The organism is Chondromyces apiculatus DSM 436 (assembly GCF_000601485.1).
Classification (GTDB): Bacteria; Myxococcota_A; Polyangia; order Polyangiales; family Polyangiaceae; genus Chondromyces; species Chondromyces apiculatus.
In genome coordinates this window covers 1-18783 of the sequence record NZ_ASRX01000108.1, presented here as the reverse complement: position 1 = coordinate 18783, position 18783 = coordinate 1, and the positions used below count along the sequence as shown (strand labels likewise).

At 69.7% G+C, this 18783-nt stretch carries 14 protein-coding genes; 10 read left to right on the top strand and 4 right to left on the bottom strand.

Annotation, left to right across the window (positions count from 1 at the left end; all coding sequences use genetic code 11):
• The first annotated feature begins 19 nt into the window (after positions 1 to 19).
• The 5 genes from CAP_RS46700 (at position 20) to CAP_RS40600 (ending at position 5173) form a co-directional block, all read left to right on the top strand.
• The gene (locus CAP_RS46700) at positions 20 to 2038 is read left to right on the top strand and encodes a glycosyltransferase (RefSeq protein ID WP_081865782.1); all 2019 of its coding nucleotides are present in this window, start codon (positions 20 to 22) and stop codon (positions 2036 to 2038) included.
• A gap of 67 nt (positions 2039 to 2105) precedes the next feature.
• On the top strand, positions 2106 to 2363 hold the full coding sequence (locus CAP_RS53040) for a hypothetical protein (RefSeq protein ID WP_044251148.1): 258 nt from the start codon (positions 2106 to 2108) through the stop codon (positions 2361 to 2363).
• Positions 2360 to 3304 carry an MbnB/TglH/ChrH family RiPP precursor modification enzyme gene (locus tag CAP_RS40610; protein ID WP_052376822.1) on the top strand — a complete coding sequence of 315 codons (945 nt, stop codon included), beginning with the start codon at positions 2360 to 2362 and terminating at the stop codon, positions 3302 to 3304. Before CAP_RS53040 ends, CAP_RS40610 begins: the two co-directional genes overlap by 4 nt.
• 23 nt (positions 3305 to 3327) lie before the next feature.
• Positions 3328 to 4215, top strand: coding sequence for a hypothetical protein (locus CAP_RS40605; RefSeq protein WP_156041600.1), 888 nt, complete (start codon positions 3328 to 3330; stop codon positions 4213 to 4215).
• Between the two features lie 22 nt (positions 4216 to 4237).
• Positions 4238 to 5173, top strand: a complete 936-nt coding sequence (locus CAP_RS40600) for a hypothetical protein (protein WP_156041599.1) — start codon at positions 4238 to 4240, stop codon at positions 5171 to 5173.
• Between the two features lie 40 nt (positions 5174 to 5213).
• On the opposite strand, the gene CAP_RS40595 is transcribed toward CAP_RS40600, so the two are convergent.
• Both CAP_RS40595 and CAP_RS40590 read right to left on the bottom strand, forming a co-directional pair.
• Entirely contained in the window at positions 5214 to 5699 is a 486-nt protein-coding gene (locus CAP_RS40595) for a hypothetical protein (RefSeq protein WP_044251141.1), read from the bottom strand.
• Entirely contained in the window at positions 5689 to 7455 is a 1767-nt protein-coding gene (locus tag CAP_RS40590; RefSeq protein WP_081865781.1) for a SulP family inorganic anion transporter, read from the bottom strand. The genes CAP_RS40595 and CAP_RS40590 overlap by 11 nt, the downstream gene beginning before the upstream one ends.
• A 224-nt stretch (positions 7456 to 7679) precedes the next feature.
• Here CAP_RS40590 and CAP_RS40585 point away from each other — a divergent pair, with 224 nt between their 5' ends.
• The 4 genes from CAP_RS40585 to CAP_RS40575 all read left to right on the top strand — a co-directional run bounded on the left by CAP_RS40585 (position 7680) and on the right by CAP_RS40575 (position 12333).
• On the top strand, positions 7680 to 9197 hold the full coding sequence (locus CAP_RS40585) for a HAMP domain-containing sensor histidine kinase (protein ID WP_081865780.1): 1518 nt from the start codon (positions 7680 to 7682) through the stop codon (positions 9195 to 9197).
• Complete coding sequence (locus tag CAP_RS40580) at positions 9194 to 10681, top strand: sigma-54-dependent transcriptional regulator (protein ID WP_044251138.1); 1488 nt, start codon at positions 9194 to 9196, stop codon at positions 10679 to 10681. Before CAP_RS40585 ends, CAP_RS40580 begins: the two co-directional genes overlap by 4 nt.
• Entirely contained in the window at positions 10678 to 10800 is a 123-nt protein-coding gene (locus CAP_RS55475) for a hypothetical protein (protein ID WP_269325006.1), read from the top strand. Before CAP_RS40580 ends, CAP_RS55475 begins: the two co-directional genes overlap by 4 nt.
• A gap of 93 nt (positions 10801 to 10893) precedes the next feature.
• Complete coding sequence (locus tag CAP_RS40575; RefSeq protein ID WP_197041563.1) at positions 10894 to 12333, top strand: cytochrome P450; 1440 nt, start codon at positions 10894 to 10896, stop codon at positions 12331 to 12333.
• Positions 12334 to 12382: 49 nt separating this feature from the next.
• Here the strand turns inward: CAP_RS40575 and CAP_RS40570 are convergent, their stop codons facing one another.
• The gene (locus CAP_RS40570) at positions 12383 to 14482 is read right to left on the bottom strand and encodes a B12-binding domain-containing radical SAM protein (protein ID WP_044251135.1); all 2100 of its coding nucleotides are present in this window, start codon (positions 14480 to 14482) and stop codon (positions 12383 to 12385) included.
• An 82-nt stretch (positions 14483 to 14564) separates the two neighbouring features.
• Complete coding sequence (locus CAP_RS40565) at positions 14565 to 16091, bottom strand: tryptophan 7-halogenase (protein WP_044251132.1); 1527 nt, start codon at positions 16089 to 16091, stop codon at positions 14565 to 14567.
• Positions 16092 to 16734: 643 nt separating this feature from the next.
• Between CAP_RS40565 and CAP_RS40560 the strand changes: the two genes are divergently transcribed.
• Positions 16735 to 18783: AMP-binding protein (locus CAP_RS40560; protein ID WP_044251129.1), on the top strand; the 2049-nt coding region annotated here is incomplete at its 3' end.

The window sequence follows — 18783 nt, the reverse complement described above, 5'->3', positions numbered from 1 at the left end:
ACGATAGAGGCATGGATTCATGAACATCTGTTTTATCTGCAAGTACCCCCCAATCCAGGGCGGAGTGAGCATGCATGGATACTGGGCAGCCCGCGGCCTGGCCGAGCGGGGACATCAGGTGTTCGTGGTGACGAACGCCAATGAGATCGAGGAGACTTTCCGGATCCGCATCTCTCCGGCGGATCTCGCCGAGGGCGGCGAGTATGCGCGCTCCTTTCCAGAGACGGGCGGGCGCGTCGAGGTGCACAGCACCGAGGCGCCGGATCGTTCGAAGCTCTACTACATCCCCATGGGGAACCCCACCGTCACCCGTCTGGCCACGATGGCCACGGACATCATCCGACGGCACGACTGCAAGGTCATCTTTTCCTATTACCTGGAGCCCTACGGAATGGCGGCCCACCTGGCCAGCGCCTGGACGGGCGTCCCCTATGTCTTCAAGCACGCAGGCAGCGATCTGAATCGGCTCCTGCCGCTGGACGATCTGAAGACGGCCTACCTGGAGGTGCTCGGGCGGGCCAATCGCATCATTTCCCGCGGGCCGTCGCGCCGGCAGCTCCTCTCGCTCGGCCTCGACGAGGAGCGCCTCGATTCGCGCGTGGCCTTCGGGCTCCCCGAGCACTATTTCCGGCCCGAAGGCCCGCGGATGGACATCAATGCCTTCCTCGCGGAGCTCTCGGAGACCCAGACGGAGGAGGAGCGCGCCGCCGGGCGGTACGCCCCCATCGACGATCGGCTGCCGACCATCGGTATCTACGGCAAGCTCGGCGTGTACAAGGGGACCTTCGATCTCGTGAATGCGATGGCGCGGGTCGTCCGCTCCGGCAAGCCCTTCAACCTGGTCGCCGTGTCGCACGGCTGGCAGGAGAAGGCATTCTGGCGCTACGTGGCGGAGGCGGGCATCGGGCAATACATCCGCATGCTGCCCTTCATCCCGCACTGGAACATCCCGAGCTTCATCCGGGCCTGCACGGCGGTCACGTTCCTCGAGCGCGACTTCCCCATTGCCTCGCACACGCCCACCATTCCCTCGGAGATCATCCAGACGGGCTGCTGCGCGCTCGTGTCCGAGGAGGTGATCCGGAAGCAGATGTTCCGGCTCCAGGTGCGGGACCGGCAGAACCTCATCGTGGTGCCCGACCCGAAGGACCACGACGCGCTCGCGGCGCGGCTCCGGTTCGCTGTCGAGTCGCCCGAGCGCGCGGCGCAGATCGGGCGGCGCGGCTTCGAGGATCTCGGCGGCGGGCACGGGTACAAGGCGTACGTCGACGGGCTCGAGTCGCTGCTCACCGAGGTCTCGGCCGAGGCGCCCGCGACGCGATCCCTGGGCTCGGCGCCCGCGCCCCGGAAGGAGCCGACGCCGCTCGAGCTGGTCGGAGCGCTCTTCCCCTCGACATACGGCGCGCTGCGCCCCGAGCTACGCCCTGCCGTGGAGGCGGCCGTGAGCCCGGTCGATCGAACCAGCGGAGAGCGCGCCGCAATCGCGGGGCGGGTCGGGGGGGCGCTGGAATCGGCCCTCGCGGAGGCCGCGCCCGGGGAGCCCTCGGCACCTCTGGAGCTGTGCCGCTACGAGCGCAAGCTCCACGCGTGGTCAGGGATGAGCAGCACGTCGGGGGAGAAGCGGGCGACGCGGGAGGTGCGGTTCACGGCGACAGAACTCGCGTCCCTCGCGCCAGTCATCCGCGGCGAGTGGGAGATCGCCGGGTTCGCCTGCGACGTGGAGGCCATCGTCTCCGCGCTGGAGCGCAAGGAGCAGGTGTCGGTCTCACGCGAGGGCGTGAAGATCTTCTTCCGGCGCGGCTCGATGCCGCTCCGGCTGAACGAGGCGACCGAGACGCTGATCCGCCTCGTCGATGAGACGGCGGGTACGGAGACCACGGAGTCGCTCTTCGATCTGCTCGCCCAGATCTTCGAGGTCCCGGCGGAAGGCCGGGCGCACCTGTCCTCGTCCTGCCTCTCCGTGCTGGAGGGGCTCTACTGGGAGGGTTTTCTCGATTTCGAGCCCACCCCGGGCCGCGACCAGCAGACCGCCGCCTGAGGGTGCGGACATGCCGGGACCGTGTGACGACGTGCCGAGATGGCAAGAGAAAGAACCAGGAGGAGTCATGAGCCAGGGAGATGCACCCGTGAAGAAGGCACTGATCCAGGTACGGGGAAACGTCAGCGCCGAGCGCGTGCGCGCCGTGCTCGATCAGGCGGATGCGGCGGGCTACGAGCTGCAGTTCTCGATCGCCGTCGATCCCGGCCCGGAGGCAGCCCCGGCCCCCGAGGCCCCCCAGGCCGAGGAGGCGCCCGCGTTCGAGAGGGCGCCCGCGTTCGAGAGGGCGCCCGCGTCGGAAGGCGACGCGCAGGATCCGCGATGAACGCCGACGGCAAGCGCAGCGTCACGCTCGACGAGATCCCCTTCCTCGGCGTCGGCCTGGGCTTCAGGCAGGATCTGAAGGGGGCCATGCTGTCGAACGCGCACCGCATCGATTTCCTCGAGCTGGTCACCGACCAGTACATGGACAAGCCGCCCTTCAAGGAGGAGGAGGCGAAGGCGCTCGCGGAGCAGTTCCCGCTGGTCATGCACGGGGTCGATCTGTCGATCGGTACCGACGGGCCCGTCGACCGCGAGTACGTCGGCAAGATGCAGAAGGTGGCGGCGTGGAGCCGGGCGCGGTGGGTCAGCGACCACCTGTGCTTCACGCGCGTGCCTGGCGTGAGCATCGGCAACCTCACGCCGCTCGCGTTCACCGAGGAGGCCGCCGCGGTGGCCATCCGCAACACCCGCGAGGTGATGGCGGCGTTCGACGTCCCCTTCCTGCTGGAGAACATCTCCTACTACTTCCGGGTACCGCCATCGCGGCTGTCGGAGGCAGAGTTCATCCAGTGCGTCATCCGCGAGTCGGGCTGCTACATGCTGCTCGATCTCGCGAACGTGCAAAACAATGCGATCAACAACGGGTACGATCCGTTCGCCTTCCTGAACCAGATGCCGCTCGATCGGGTGGTGCAGATTCACCTGGCGGGGGGCTACTACCACCAGGGAATCCTGCTCGACACCCACAGCCATCGGGTCCCCACGGACGTGCTCGATCTGCTCGCGCACGTGGCGCCGCGCCTTCCGAACCTGAAGGCGGTGATGATCGAGCGCGATCAGGAGTTCCCACCCATCGAGGAGCTGCTCGAGGAGCTGGATCAGGTACGCGAGGTGCTCGCGTCGCGGTGGACACCGCTCCACGGCCGCCCGGCCGTGACACGGCCATCCGGGGCGGAGAGGGGCGGCGGGGTGCCGAGCGCGCCACGCGCGCCTGCGGGCTGACGGCGAGGCGCATGGAGGGAAACGTGTCAGAGATCTCTTTCCAGACAGCATTCGCAAAGCTCCTCATCGACGGGGAGGCGCGGGCGGCAGTCGCCGCCGGCAGCGCGCCGGGCAGCTTCGAGATCTCCGAGGCTGACGCGGCGCGGCTCCGCGCCATCGATCAGGGGCGGATGGGCCTCTACGCCGATCTGCTCGTCATGAACCGGCTGGCCAAGGCCGTGGAGGCGCTGCCGTGCACCACGAAGGCGCTCGGCGAGCATCTCTGGCCGCTGACCCTGGCGTGGAACCACGCCTCGCCGCCGGTGCAGGCGAGGAAGTACGACGAGGCGATGGCCTTCGGGAATTACCTCCTGGAGACAATCGGCTCGCGCTCGTACGAGCCGACCTACCTCAAGGATGTGCTCCTCTACGAGATGACCCGCCTGGAGCTGCGCTACACCACGGTGCACGAGCCCCCCGCCGCGCAGGCAGAGCGCTGCCCCGCGCTCCTCGAAGAGCTTGCGCGCGGCGAGGGGTACACGCGCGTCTATCCAGAGCGGGCGCCGCACACCCGCGTGCTCGCGCTCGACCATGACGTCCAGCCGATCATGGAGGAACTCGTTCAGGGCCGCGTTCCGACGGAGGTTGAACCACGCCTCACCTACGCGCTGATGGCGGTGGATCGGGGAGGCAGGGTGCAGCCGTTCGCGGTGAACCTGCCCACGGCGGCGTTCATTTCGGCGGCGACCGGAGAAGCGAGCTTCGCCGAGGTGCTCACCTGGCTCGCGCAGGTGTTCCAGGAGGAGACGCCGGAGCAGATCCAGGCGCTCGGCGCCGGTCTGGCGGGTCTCTGCGCGGCACTCGTAGAGCAAGGGGTCATCCTGCTCTCGGATCACCCCGCCAGCCGCGGCGTGGAGCCGGCGCTCAACTGAGGGGGGGTGCGACGTGGGTAGCGTGAACGCGATTCCGGACAGAGATGTGGTGGTCCTCGGGGCGGGCGCCACGCCCGCGCTTTCCCTCGGCTACTCGCTGCCATTCTCGGTCTACCAGCACCTGATGCATCTGGTGCGGCAGCCGCTGCAGCAGGACGTGGACGTCACCACCGCGTTTGCGGTCGCGGTGGCGCGGATCCGGGCGGTGTACCTCCCGATCGGGCCTTTCAACGCGCTGGAGTTCGGGGCCGCTGGCGCAGCGACGAGCGCGGATCTCGGCGCCGGTCTCCGGGCGCGCGCGGCGGTCATCGCGGACGCCATCGGCACCGCCACGGCCGAGGCAGAGGGGGCGTACCGCGCCGAGCGCTGGCCGGAGCATGGGCCGATGCTCGTCGAGGCGCTGGAGCGCGCCCACGCCCTCCTCGCGCCTCACAAGGACGAGCTGCTCACGCGCCTCGCCAGCGCGCTCGGGGTCGAGGCGCAGACCGAGAGCTACGAGGTGCACCTGGTGCCCGTCTGTCACGAGCCGACCGGGGGCTACAGCCACCCGACGGTCGTGAGCGTCGCGGTGTTCCAGGGGCTGCACCTGGTGGAGGCGATCCTGCACGAACTCGCCCACGTGATGATGCAGGCGGGCCGCGAGGAACCCGGGGCTCTGGCCGCGGCGCTGGGCGCTGCCTGCAGGCGCCGGAAGCGGCCGGCGCGCCTGGCGCTGGAGCTGCTCCATGTGTTCGTGTTCCACGCGACCGGGGAGATCGTGCGGGAGCGGTATGGCGCGGAGCACGTGCCGCATGCGCAGGCGCGTGGTCTCTACGCTCGGGCGTCGGCGCTCCTGCGCGCGGAGGTGTCGGAGCACGTGATCGGGGAGATCTGGGCGCAGCGCCAGGAGGGCCCCGAGGTGATCGCGGAGAGGCTTCTCGACAGGGTGGGTGGGCACGGCCGCACGGGCGCCGGATAGGCGAAGGGGCGTCGCCTGCAAGCTCAGGTGAACGCCCCCTTCAGCTCCCGGGGCGTGAGGTGTCCCAGGCCTTCACCAGGGCCCGCGCTGCCGCCTCGGCCTCCTGCTCGGAGAGGCCCCGGGTGAGGCCGGCGCGCACCACCGAGCGGCGGAACCGCGCGCGCGCCCGGGCGTGCTCCAGGCCGATGAGCACCAGGCAGAGCAGCGCGAAGACGGCGCTCATGCCCGAGGTGGGGATGGACCAGGCGACGCACACGAGGGCGATCGCGAGCAGCACCGCGCAGAGGATCCACGACTCGCCGAGGTCGCGGCCCTGGGCATTGGCGACCTCGGTGAGCGCGTGGGCAGTGAGCAGCGGCATGTCCGCGACCTCAGTGCGGGTGGAGGTGGTGAGGCTCGACGGCGCCGGGGGGAAGCCCGCCGTGGCGTCGTCGTGGGCGGCCGGGCGGGCCTCGTCGCCGCCGGGCGCGGGAACGACGCGCCCCGAGGAGCCTCGGGCCTGACCGAGCCGGGCCTCAGGAAGCACGGGCCGTCCTCCGGGGGTGGAGCAGCGGCGAGGGCGCGGCAGAGCTGCGATCGGCCGCGCCAGGGTCCAGGCTCACGGGCGCATCGCCGAGCGACGCCAGGGCCTCGGCGACGGTGGGGTACACGCGGTGATCGACCACGTGCTTGAGGAGCCCCGACTCCGAGAGGCGCGCGGTCACGTTCTCCGAGGCGCGGCAGAGGAGCGCGTTCGTGCCGCAGGTCTTGAGGCGCACGAGCAGGGCCCGGAAGGCCTCGATGCCGGTGAAGTCGATGAGCGGGACGCCGGCGAGGTCGAAGACCAGGTGCCGCGGCAGCGGGCCGCCCTCGGTGAGGGACTGCAGGCCGGTGTGCGAGGCGAAGAAGATCGGGCCCTCGACCCGGACCACCGCGGAGTACGGGGTGCCAGCCTTGGACCGGTGCGAGAGCCGGTCGAGGAGGCGCGGGACCTCGCCCGGCTCGTCCGAGGCGGCAGTGACGAGCGAGACGTCGACCCGGCGCTGCATGTGGGCGAAGTGCACGAGGGAGAGGACGAGGCCCATGAGGACGCCGCCCACGAAGTCGGAGACCACGATCGAGGCGGCCGTCATCACGAAGACCACCGCCTCGAAGCGGGAGACCTTCCACATGAAGCGCACCTGGCGCCAGTTGATCAGGCGGTAACCGACGACGAGCAGGATGCCCGCGAGGCCCGCGAGGGGGAGCTGCTCGACGAGGGGGCGCGCCAGGAAGAGGAGGCCGAGCAGGGTCACCGACTGGGTGAGGGCCGCGAGGCGCGTGGTCGCGCCGCACTGGACGGCGGCGGAGGAGCGGACGATGGCGCCCGCGACCGGCATGCCACCGATGAGAGAGCTGGCGACGTTGGCGACGCCCTGGGCCAGGAGCTCCTGGTCGCTGGAGTGGCGGGGGGCGTTGCTCTGGGCGTCGATGGCCACCGCGGCGAGGAGCGAGTCGATGGAGGCGAGCAGCGCGAGCGCGATGGCCTCGGGGAAGAGGGCGATGAGGTTGACGCCGTGGAAGGGCGGCAAGGAGAGGGTGGGCAGCTCGGCGGTGATGGGGCCGACGGAGGCGGTGCTCAGGCCGAGGGCGCCCACCGCGACCACCGCGACGGCGAGGCCGAGGAGACCCCCGGGGAGCCGGCGGTGAAGCTTGGGAAGGAGCACGGTCGCCGCCATCACCAGCACGCCGATGCCCACCGCGGCGACGTCGACCTGGCCGTGCCACGAGGTGCCGGGCATGGAGGCGACGAGCCGGATCTCGGAGGAGAGGCCGAGGAGGCGGGGGATCTGCGAGTTGAAGACGAGGAGGCCGACCGCCGCCATGAAGCCGCCGATCACCGAGACGGGGATGGCGTGGATGAGGCGGCCGACGCGCGCGAGGCCGATGAGGATCTGGAGCACGCCGCAGAGGAAGGTGGCGCAGAGGAGGCCGGCGACGCCGTGGCGCTGCAGGATCTCGAAGGTGAGCGGGACGAGCGCCACCTCGGGGCCGGTGACCTGCAGCCGTGAGCCGCCGAAGAGCGCCGCGATGGTGCCGGTGACCGCGCCCGTCACCAGACCCACGCTCGCCGGTAGGCCGCACGCGATGGCCAGGGCCAGGTTGAGGGGGAGGGCAACGAAGGCGACGGTGAGGCCGCTGAGGAGATTGTCGACCACACTCTTCGACGCCACCATCTCGCGCCAGGAAGCGAGGGTGTCGGTCCACATCGGACGCCAGAAACCAGGCGAGGACGGTGCTTGCTCGGCGGACGGATTCGTCATCACCCCACACGCAGTTCCACGAGACGTGCCAGGCGCACTTCCTGCAGTTTCCCGGGGCAGGCTCCGAACGGGCGTCTGGGATCTCCGACAGACACCTGGGGGGAAGCACCGACGGTGTCGGGGAACCCCCACACGACAGCCCCGACAATCAGCAGGAAAATCAGGCAGTTAGTCCCATCGTCCCGTGCGTTCGACAGCGGGATTGGGCATAGTGGCAGACGCCCATGCGCCTACTTACCCGGCTGGTGCTCTCCCACTCCGTCCTGGTCCTGGTGATGCTCGGCGCGCTCGCCGTCGTCCTCGGATCGCTCGCGAGCCTCACCTCGTCGGTACAAGCGCTCCTCGGCGGGGAGACGGTGAGCCTGCGGCGCGAGGCGACGCTGCACCGCGCAGCATGGGCGGTGGAGCTGGCGATGCGGCACGGCGACGATGCGTGCGCGCAAGGCGTGCCCTGGGACGAGGTGGGGTCGAAGCTCAAGCAGCGGCTCGACGCGCTCGACGCAGAACTCGATGCGTCGCCGGGCCGCGCGGGCGGGACGATGAGCTCGGCCATCGAAGGATACCGGAGGCTCGCGCGGCGCGTGGTCGCGGGCGGCACGTGCGCAGTGCTCGTGGCGCAGGCGATCCAGACCGAGCGAGAGCGCCTCGACGAGCAGCTCACCGACGCCTGGATCCAGCGCATCTTCGAGCTGCACGACGCCCTCCGCGCCAAGGAGGAGGACGCGCGGAGCGCGGGCGCCTCGGGGCTGTCGAGCGGCTTCGCCATCGCGCTCGCCGCTTGCGTGCTCGCGGCGGTGCTGGCCCACCAGATCGCGCGCACCGTCACCGAGCCGCTCGCCGCGATCGGCTCGACGGCCCAGCGTCTCGGCAAGGGCGACTTCGACGCAGGCGCCGAGGTGAAGGGCCCCGCTGAGGTGCGCGATCTCGGCAACGAGATCGAGATCATGCGCCGGCGCCTCGCGGAGATCGAGACGCTCAAGCAGGGCTTCCTGGCCTCGGTCTCCCACGAGCTGCGCACGCCGCTCACGAAGATCCGGGAAGCGCTGGCGCTGCTCCAGGACGGGGTGGGCGGCGGGAGCATGACCGAGCGCCAGGCGCGCATCCTCCACATCGCCCGCGTGGCCTGCGAGCGCGAGATCCGGATGGTGACCACCTTGCTCGATCTGTCCCGCCTCAGCGCCGGGACGCCCATCCGGCTCCAGGCGGGGTCGACGATCGACGACCTGATCCGCAACGCGGTCCGCGACGAGGAAGAAGAGGCGCGGGAGCACGGGGTGAAGGTCGAGGTGGAAGCGCCGGGCGACGTCCCCCCGTGCAGCCTCGACGTGGCGCTCGTCGAGCGGGCCGTCGCCAACCTGCTGCGCAACGCCATCTCGGTCTCCAAGGCGGGGCAGCGCGTGCTCTTGCGGCGCGAGCTGGTGACGGACGAGGGGACGCCGAGACCAGGACCGTGGGTCCAGATCAGCGTCAGCGACGAGGGGCCGGGCGTGCCCGCGGAGCTGCGGCAGACGATCTTCGAGGAGTTCATGACCCAGCCAGTCGCGAACTCCCCGAAGCGGGTCGGCATCGGCCTCGGCCTGGCGCTCTCCCGCAAGATCGCCCGCGCTCACCAGGGCGAGCTGGAGCTCGATGAAGGAACCGTAGGGGCCGGGGCGACGTTCCGGCTATGGTTGCCTCTGGCCGTGGAGCTCACCACCGCGGACTCCCCCGCGGCGCTCCAGCCGGCCACCGCCCTTTCATGACCTCAGCCTCCAGACCTCACGTCCTCATCGTCGACGACGAGCCTCACCTCTGCGAGCTGCTGGCCTTCCGCCTGGAGCACCACGGCTACCGGGTCAGCACCGAGCTGACCGGAAAGGGAGGGATCGAGGCGCTGGGGCGTGAGCGCGTGGACGCGATGATCGTCGACCTCCGGCTGGAGGACACGGACGGGCTGACCGTGCTCGGGGAGGTGCAGAAGCGTTCGCCCGACGTGCCGGTGGTCATCCTCACCGCCCACGGCACCATCGAGACGGCCGTGGAAGCGATGCGGCGGGGCGCCTACGGCTTCTTGACCAAGCCGTTCCACGACCACGACCTGCTCCAGAAGCTCACCCACGCCGTCGAGAGCGGCAAGCTCCGGCGCGAGGTGGCGGGGCTCCGGCGCATCGTCGGCGCCGAGAGCGGCGAGATGCGGCTTCTCGGGACGAGCGATCGCATCGCCGCAGCCCGCGAGATCATCTCCCGGGTGGCCCCGTCGGACGCCACCGTGCTCTTGCTCGGGGAGTCGGGCACCGGCAAGGAGCTCGCCGCGCGGTCGCTCCACGACCTGTCCCCGCGGCGCGGCAAGCCCTTCGTGGCCGTCAACTGCAGCGCGCTCCCCGCGGAGCTGCTCGAGAGCGAGCTGTTCGGGCACGTGCGGGGCTCGTTCACGGGGGCGCTGCGCGACAAGGAGGGGCTGTTCGCGTCGGCGCACGGCGGCACCTTGCTGCTCGACGAGATCGGCGACGCGCCGCCGCCCGTGCAGGTCAAGCTCCTGCGGGTGCTCCAGGAGCGGCGCTTCACCCGGGTCGGCTCCGCCACCGAGGAGGACGTCGATGTCCGGGTCGTGGCGGCGACCAACCGGGATCTGCTCGCGGAGGTGCGCGAGGGGCGCTTCCGCGAGGATCTCTTCTACCGGCTGCACGTGGTCCCCATCGTGATGCCGAAGCTCCGCGACCGCCCCGAGGACATCCCGCTCCTCGCCGAGGTGTTCCTGTCGCGCGCGGCGGCGCGTCACGGGCTGCCGGAGCCGCAGCCCTCCCCCGAGGCCCTGAAGGTGCTGCTCGCCCACCCCTGGCCGGGCAACGTGCGGGAGCTGGCCAACGTGATGGAGGGGGCCGTGCTGCTCTGCCGCGGTCAGCGGCTCCAGCCCGAGGATCTCAGCGCGCTGCTGGTCCCCCCCGCGCGTCAGCTCGTCGACAGCCGGGAGAGCCAGCAGAGTGAGGTCGACGTCGAGGAAGCCGACGTCTCCGCGGGGGCCGAGCCGGGAAGCGAGGCGATGAGCCTGGCCTTCGGCGACCCTGGCGCTCCCCTGCCCCCGCTGCGCGCCGCCCGCGACGCCTTCGAGCGCGCCTACCTGGTCGAGGTGCTCCGCCGGTCCAACGGCAACGTCAGCGCCGCCGCCAAGCTCTCCGGCAGGAACCGCACGGACCTCTACGATCTGCTCCGCAAGCACGGGCTCTCGTCGGCAAGCTTCAAGGAGTGAGCGTCGCAGAGCGCTGCGCCGCCCCGGATGCGGCATTCCGGAAGGCGGCCTTCGCCGAGCAGCAGGGATGGGTCGATCAGGAGCTCCTGCAGCTCCGCGACCTGATGGACGCCCCCTGACGCGCGTGACCCGAGGCGCGCCCCGGAAGCAGCGCCTGCCAATGCAGGATCGTGATCAGGACATTCAGGTGAATTCATGTCATTATCGCGCGGGTGACGAACCCTGACCAGAGCCTCGACCTGCACACCTTGCCGGGGCCACGACCTGCTCCGCTCCTGGGGTGGAAGCCCCAGCTCCTGCGTTTCCTCCGGGATCCGCTGAAAACGGTGAGAGAGCTACACCGGGACTACGGGGATATCGCGGTGCTGTCCCGCGAGGCCCCGACCATGGTCTGCCTCTTCGGGGCGCACAACCACCGCCAGGTGCTGACGGATACAAAGCTGTTCGTCAATTACACCAAGCCGCTGTTCAAGACCTCTCCGGATAGCCCGCTCCTCCGCCTCACCATGTCGCTGCCGTCGCTGAACGGTGAGGCTCACCGGCGTCGGCGGCGCCTGATGATGCCCGCCTTCAGCAAAGCCCGCGTCGAATCGTACCGCGATCAGATGGTGGACGTCACCGAGCGGTTCCTGGCGCGCTGGCCCGTCACCCAGGAGGTCAATGTGGCCGGCCAGATGACCGAGCTGACCATGTGCATCGCGCTGCAATGCCTCTTCGGGCTGGACGTCTCCGGGGAGGCGGCGAACCTGGGCCGGATCGGGATGCAGTTCCTGGAGGGACTGACCTCCCTCGGCATCATGCTCCTCCCGTTCGAGGTGCCAGGGCTCCCGTACCGCCGGTTCATGAAGCTCTGCCTGCAGCTCGAGGGAGAGATCGCGGCGCTGATCCGGGAGAGGCGCGCCAGCCGCGAGGAGGGAAACGACCTGCTCTCGATCCTCATTCGCACGCACGACGAGGACGGCTCCGCCCTGACGGATGCAGAGCTTATCGCCGAGTCCACGGGGCTGTTCATCGCCGGTCACGAGACGACGGCGAATACCCTCTCCTGGACGCTGTTTCTGCTCTCGCAGCACCCGACCATCCTGGCCAACCTCGTCGAGGAACTCACGTCGACGCTGCAGGGGGCGGCGCCGACCGTCGAGCAGCTCGCGCGGCTCCCGCTGCTCGATGCGGTGGTCAAGGAGAGCATGCGCTTGTTGCCCGCGGCGCCGCTCCTGTTCCTGCGGAGCACCACGGAGGCGGCAAAGCTCGGCACCTGCACGCTGCCCCCGGAGACGACGGTGATTCTCAGCCCCTTCGTCTCCCACCACGATCCCGAGATCTTCCCCGAGCCGAGGAGGTTTCAGCCCGAGCGCTGGAGCACGCAGCGGCCCTCACCTTACGAATACCTGCCGTTCGGCGCCGGGCCGAGGGCTTGTATTGGCGGGACCTTCGCAGCGCTGGAACTCCGCGTCGTGCTGTCGATGCTCGTGCAACGCTATCGGTTCACGCTCACGCCGGGCGCCATCGTCTCGCCCCAGGTGAGGAGCATTCTCATGGGGCCGAAGCATGGCCTGTCGATGCGCATCACCCGCGAGAATCGCCAGGATCGCCGGTTCGGGTCACCCGGCAGGGTGCAAGGCACGATTCACGAGCTGGTCGACTTGCCCTGAGCCACGCGGTGGGGGCGCGAGCCCCCACGACACCGCCGGACAGATCGCGTCAGACGACCTCGCCCGGGGTCGGTTCCGCGACGCTGGTTTCCGCCTGCTCCGCGGCAGGCGCGCGGCGGGTGAGCGCGGTGGCTGGCACGAAGGCCTTGCGCGCTGCGGCCACCTGGCGGCGCCGGTGCCCTGCGCCCAGGCTCTCGTCGCGGAGATCCGCGGCGAGGGCGTCGAGATCGGAGTGCTTGAGGTTCACGGTGCCGAGCGTCGGGTACACGCCGGTCCGCAGCGCTTCGCGGGCGAGCTGCAGGTTGCGGGTGTCGCGGAGCACGGAGAGGCCCATGAGCCCGCGGGTGAGGGTGCCGGGGCCCGTGTTCGACTCGTTCGTCCATTCCCTGGTGAGCCGCTGGACGAGCGCGCGCTGGGCCCTGGCCCCGAACCGCTCCGCCGCCGAGCGCCAGCGCGGGAGTGCCTCCCGCTGCGCCAGGAGCTGCCGCTTGAGGCGCGAAAGCTCGACGTCGTTCGGCTTGGTGCCTGCGAGGTCGCGCTCCAGGAAGATGGCGACGCCGCGCTCGAGAGCCTTCAGCCAGCGGAAGATCTCGTAGCGGTGCGGCGAGAAGAAGAAGTACTCCTCCCAGTAGCCCGGGAAGGTGCCGGGCATGAGGAGGTAGGCCGGCGCGTGGGGGACCCGGCTCACCTGGATGACGGTCTCCAGGACCTCCGCGAGGGCGCGCTGCGGAGGGAACCGGGCGCTGTCGTAGGCCATCCAGTGGTCGACCCCCTGCATCTCCTGCCGCTGGCTGACCGTCGCGAGATCGAAGAGGACGAGGGGCTGGGCGAGGTAGAGGAGGGCCACAGGCCGATCCTGGTGGCCGTCGTTCAGCGACATGATGAGCGAGCGGGTCGCCTTGATGGAGGCGTCGTCCTCGCCAGGGAAGCCGTGGATGAAGGCGAACGTGGCGTTCAGGCCATGCTTGGCGAGCGACGCGACCGCGGGCATGACCTGCTTCACGTTGGTGCCCTTCTTCATCTCGGCGAGGATGCGCTGGTCACCGCTCTCCTGGCCGATGAACATGTGCTGGACGCCGGCCTTGGCCATCAGCTCGGCGCTCCGGTCGTTGATGTCGGAGACGCGCGCGAAGCACCAGAGGGGCGCCTTCGAGCCTCCCCGGTCGATGACCTTCTGCAGCAGGTCCTCCCAGCGCTTGTGCGGGAAGGTGGCGGTCGAGTCGGTGATGCGCACCGAGCCTCGCGGCGAGACGCCCGCGGCGAGGATCGCCTCCGCGGCGCGCTCGGTGGTCATGACCGCCGGGGTCTGGATGGTCCGGTAGTCGCAGAACTCACAGCTGAAGACGCAGCCCCGTTGCGTCTCCACCCAGGTGGCGACCGGCGTCTCCGCGGGGTCGATCGGGGGCTCGACCCTCGTGCTCAGTCTCCAGTCGACCATCGGCAGCTCGTTCATGTCGAGCTGCTCCACGGAGCCCGTGTGGGTGGTGCCCCCGTCGGGCCGGCGCACGTAGAGGCCCGGGATGTCTTCCAGCGAGCCCTCGCCCCGGAGCGCCTTCACGATGGCCGGGAGGCGGTGCTCTCCTTCGCCGACGCAGAAGATGTCCGCGTCGAGCGCGAGGAACTTCTTCACGTTCACCGCGTAGTAGTAGCCGCCCATGATGATCTTGGTGTTCGGCAGCGTCTCGCGGATGATGTGACAGAGGGCGCGGAGCCAGGGCTCGCAGACGATGAAGGTCGTGCAGATGGCGATGGCCCGCGGGTTGTTCGCCCGCGCTTGCTTGAACCGGTTCCTCCAGAAGTGCAGCTCCTGCATCCCGGGGTCGACCACCTCCCAGCGGAGGCCTGCGTGCTCCAGGTGCGTCGCCAGGGTGATTGACGCGAGGGTGCGCCGCGGAGGCTGGGCCGCGCGGCTGGCGAGGAAGTCGGCCGCCTTGTTGCCGATGACGGGGGGCCACATCTCCCCGCCGAACTGGGGGCGCTGCGAGGGCTTGTAGAGGGCGAGCGCCGCCCCCACGTACTCCTCGAGCTCGTGGAAGGCCTGGGTGAGCGGCATGTGAAGGCGCCCGCCCGATGTCTGACGCACGACAGCGTCCGCGAAATGGGCGATGGGCGGCTCAACCGGAATGATCACGAGAACGTCCGTCGACATGGTGACCTCGCTGATGGGATCTGCGGAGGTGGCTGCCCGGGGCAACCACCGAGGGGTTGGGGGGAGCCCTGGCCCGAATGGGTCAGGGACGCGCGACCTCGCTCCAGGCCAGGCCGTCCTTCGAGGGAACGAGGCCCCCTGACCAGAGAGGTGCTTCGGGCGCCCGATCGGCGCCGAACATGGCGAGGTGCTGCAGCTCGCTGATCTCGCGGGTGAACCCCTGCATGAACCCCCCGGGCTCGAACTCCTGTTCCCGTCCGTCGCGCGCAGCGCGCGCGGGCATCACGGGTGGACGGCCACCGCCCTTCTCCTGGTCGCTCACCAGCTCTCCGAACCAGGCGCCGAATCCCTCGCGGGCCGAGAAGAACCCTTCCGCGAGGCCCTGGAACGCCGGCTCGTTCATCTGGCTCCGGCCCGCGACGAGGCGGACGAAGGCGTCGTTCGCCCTCTCCTCCGTGTGGACGATCTTGCGCGCCGACCAGAAGTAAGAGTCCGTGTCCTGGTTCATGTCGTAGAACGCCACGAGGAACTGGTAGAAGTTGCCGAACTCGCGCCGGTAGCGCTGCTCGAACTCGCTGAAGCACCGCTCCTCGCTCATCGCGCCCGCGAGGCAGGTGTTGACGGCGCGGGCGACCAGCAGCGCCGAGTACGTGGCCAGGTGGACGCCCGAGGAGAACACCGGATCGACGAAGCAGGCTGCGTCGCCGATCAGCGCCATGCCCGGCTTCCAGAAGCGGGTGTTGCAGTACGAGTAGTCCTTGCGGATCCGGATCTCGCCGTACTTGCCGCTCGTCACCCGCGTGGCGGGCGCGAGGAAGTCCTTGATGATGGGGCAGCGCTCGATGTAGCGGAAGAGCGCGGCCTCGTGCCCGTCCTTGATGGCCTCCGCAGCCTCCCGCGACACCACGGCGCCCACGCTGGTGAGCGTGTCGGAGAGGGGGATGTACCAGAACCACCCGTCCTGGAACGCCGCCGAGAGGATGTTCCCTTGCCGGGGCGCGGGCAGGCGCTTGCCGTTCTCGAAGTAGCCGTAGAGCGCGACGTTCTGGAAGAACTTCGAGTAGACGCGCTCTCCGACCGACTGGGAGACCCGGGTGCGGTTGCCCGAGGCGTCGACGATGAACCTCGCGCGGGCCTCGTGCTCGGCGCCCTCCGCGTCGCGGAAGCGCACACCGACGGCGCGGTCGCCCTCGAAGAGGACCTCCGTCACCTCGTGCTGCTCCCTCACGTCGACGCCCTTGCGCGCGCTGTTCCTGAGGAGGATGTCGTCGAAACGGGCTCGCTCCACCTGGTAGGCGTAGCCATAAGGGTCTTCCGGGTTGCGCGTGAAGCCGAACGTCCAGGGCTCGGGCTCCTTCCCCCAGCGGAACGTTCCGCCACGCTTGATGGGGAAGTTGGCGCGCCGCAGCTCGTCGGTGAGCCCGAGCATCGCGCAGATGCCGTGCACGGTGGCGGGCAGCAGCGATTCACCGATCTGGTGGCGTGGAAACTTCTCCCTCTCCAGCAAGAGGACGCGGTGACCGCGCATCGCCACGAAGGAGGCGAGGGTCGAGCCCCCGGGACCACCACCGACGACGATCAAATCGAAATTCTCTGACCTCGTGGTCATTGAGCATGCTCCATATCGATCAGCGTCACGATTCCGACCATCCATAGCGATGTGCGGCGCGCAAATCCATCAGGTTGTGGGGTCCATTCCATGCGGGAATCGGCCCGAGACACTCGAAGTCGGTCATCGACGTCGCGCTCCGGAGACGTCTGCGCGTGGTGCCCCGTGCTGTCCTCCGCGCCTCTCCTCATGAGGAGAGATCAGCTCCAGCGCCGGTCAGCAAGAAGCTCGCCAGCCTCGATGCCGTCACGCGGCGGCTGGCCTGCGGCGCTCAAAGATCCACGGTGAATGAAGGTGAACACGCGCGAACGGGCATGTGCTGCAGGCGAGGGTGGGGAGGAGATCCCCTGTGGCCTGGGATCGGCGGAGGCTCTCTCCGGTGCATGTCGCGCAGGGTGTGCTCCAGTAGCGCCAACATTGCGCAACCCGAATGCCGGGGGATCATCTGGTGCGGCGATCTCCCCGATGTCGACGGCGGCCCGGCTCTTGCCACGGCGGCTGCACGTAGCAGCGACACTCGTTCGAAGACGAACGAATCACGGAATCCGGACCATACCGGCATCCTTGACCGAGTTGAGGTGCCGTGTTCAATTGCGGCAAACTCCTGGCCGATTGATCGCTCGATTGCGAGCCTGGTATCTACATGCGCCATCACGACGCCACCCTCGTCGAGCTCCTCTGCCGACGCGCGAAGGACGAGGGTGACAGGACAGCATACACGTTCTTGATCGACGGCGAGGCGGATGGCCCGCAACTGTCGTATGCCGATCTGGATCGCCGCGCCCGCGCAATCGCTTCATGGCTGCAATCGACGGGGGTCGCGGGCGAGCGCGCGCTCCTCCTCTATCCACCGGGGATCGACTTCGTTGCGGCATTCTTCGGGTGCCTCTATGCCGGCGTCATCGGGGTCCCCGCCCCGCCCATCGACAATGCGCGGCTGAAGCGGACACTGCCACGCATCCAGGCCATCGCGCGGGATGCAGGCGCCACGGTGGCGCTCTCGACCGCGGAGATCATGGGCGCCTCCGCCCGCCACTGCGCGGCGACGCCGGAGCTGGGCCAGGTGCGCTGGCTCGGGACGGACACGCTCTCCGACGATACCGCGACGGAATGGCGCCCTGCAGCGCTGGACGGGGAGGGGCTGGCGTACCTCCAGTACACCTCGGGGTCCACGTCCACGCCCAAGGGGGTGATGGTCAGCCATCAGCACGTGCTGCATCAGTGCGAGCTGCTGCGCCGGGCGCTCGGGTACACGCCGGACAGCGTCGCGCTGACCTGGCTCCCGTACTTCCACGACTACGGCCTCGTGGAGGGTCTCCTTGAGCCCCTCTACGTCGGGGCCCCGTGCCTGGTGATGTCGCCGCTCTCGTTCCTGAAGCAGCCGGTGCGGTGGCTCCGCGCCATCTCGAAGCACCGCGTGACGCACAGCGAGGGGTTCAACTTCGCCTACGAGCACTGCGTCCACAAGGTGCCGCCGTCCCGCCGTGACGGGCTCGATCTACGGAGCTGGCAGGTGGCGGGCAATGCCGCGGAGCCCATCCGCTGGGAGACGCTGGAGCGGTTCTCGGAGGCATTCGAGCCGTGCGGGTTCCGCCGGAGTGCCTTCTACCCGACCTACGGGCTGGCCGAGGCGACGCTCGTCGTCTCCACCAGCGCCTGGGATCCGGACCATGCGCCCGCCTTCAGGATGGACGCGCTGAAGCGCGACCGGGTGGTGGAGGGGGACAAGGCGCGCGGAGACCTGCGCATCGTGGGGTGCGGTCAGGCCATCTGCGAGAAGGTGCTCATCGTCCATCCCGAGGCACGGCGGCGCTGCGCCCCCGATGAAGTCGGCGAGATCTGGGTGTCCGATCCCTGCGTCGCCCACGGCTACTGGCAGCGCCCGGAAGACACGGAGCGGACCTTCCGCGCCCGTCTGGCGGACACGGGGGAGGGACCGTTCCTCCGCACCGGAGATCTCGGCTTTTTCCGTGACGGGCTGCTGCACATCACGGGGCGCCTCAAGGACGTGGTGATCCTGCACGGGGCCAACCATTACCCGCAGGACATCGAGTGGACCGTGGAGCAATGCCACGAGGACATCCGGCCGAGCTGCAGCGCCGCGTTCTCGGTCGAGGTGGACGGGGAGGAGCGCCTCGTCGTCGTCGCCGAGGTGAAGTCGCAAAAGAGCGCGGAAGGCGTGCTGGATGCGATCCGGCAGGCCGTGGCGGAACACCACGACATCTCGGTGCACGCGATCTGCCTGCTCCGCATGGGGAGCATCTCGAAGACCTCGAGCGGCAAGATCCAGCGGAGTAGCTGTCAGGCCGACTTCCTCGCGGATCGGCTGGATATGACGCTGCGCTGGGTGAACGCACCGGTGAAGCGAGAAGCAGCCCTCCCCGAGGGAGATCGAGGCGCGAGCACCGCGGTGCGCAGGAGCGCGCACGCCATCCAGGACTGGCTGCTCGGTGAGCTGTCGGGGAGGCTCGGAGCTCGCCGCGAGGCGATCCGGGTGGGTGAGCCGTTCTCGCGCCATGGCCTCGGCTCTCAGCAGGCCGTGAGCCTGGTGGGGGACCTGGAGCGCTGGCTCGGGACGAACCTGCCGCCGACGCTCCTGTGGGAGTACCCCACGATCGAGGCCCTCGCGCGCCACCTCGCCGGACAAGACGAGGCGGCATCGGGGGAGGCGGGCGGGGCGGGCGGGGCGGGC

Excerpts from the sequence above, each read along its gene's own strand:
- CAP_RS53040 (WP_044251148.1), top strand. The coding sequence starts at position 2,106 with ATGAGCCAGGGAGATGCACCCGTGAAGAAGGCACTGATCCAGGTACGG.
- CAP_RS40585 (WP_081865780.1), top strand. The coding sequence starts at position 7,680 with ATGCGCCTACTTACCCGGCTGGTGCTCTCCCACTCCGTCCTGGTCCTG.
- CAP_RS40570 (WP_044251135.1), bottom strand. The coding sequence starts at position 14,482 with ATGTCGACGGACGTTCTCGTGATCATTCCGGTTGAGCCGCCCATCGCC.
- CAP_RS40580 (WP_044251138.1), top strand. The coding sequence starts at position 9,194 with ATGACCTCAGCCTCCAGACCTCACGTCCTCATCGTCGACGACGAGCCT.
- CAP_RS40610 (WP_052376822.1), top strand. The coding sequence starts at position 2,360 with ATGAACGCCGACGGCAAGCGCAGCGTCACGCTCGACGAGATCCCCTTC.
- CAP_RS46700 (WP_081865782.1), top strand. The coding sequence starts at position 20 with ATGAACATCTGTTTTATCTGCAAGTACCCCCCAATCCAGGGCGGAGTG.
- CAP_RS40565 (WP_044251132.1), bottom strand. The coding sequence starts at position 16,091 with ATGACCACGAGGTCAGAGAATTTCGATTTGATCGTCGTCGGTGGTGGT.
- CAP_RS40590 (WP_081865781.1), bottom strand. The coding sequence starts at position 7,455 with ATGACGAATCCGTCCGCCGAGCAAGCACCGTCCTCGCCTGGTTTCTGG.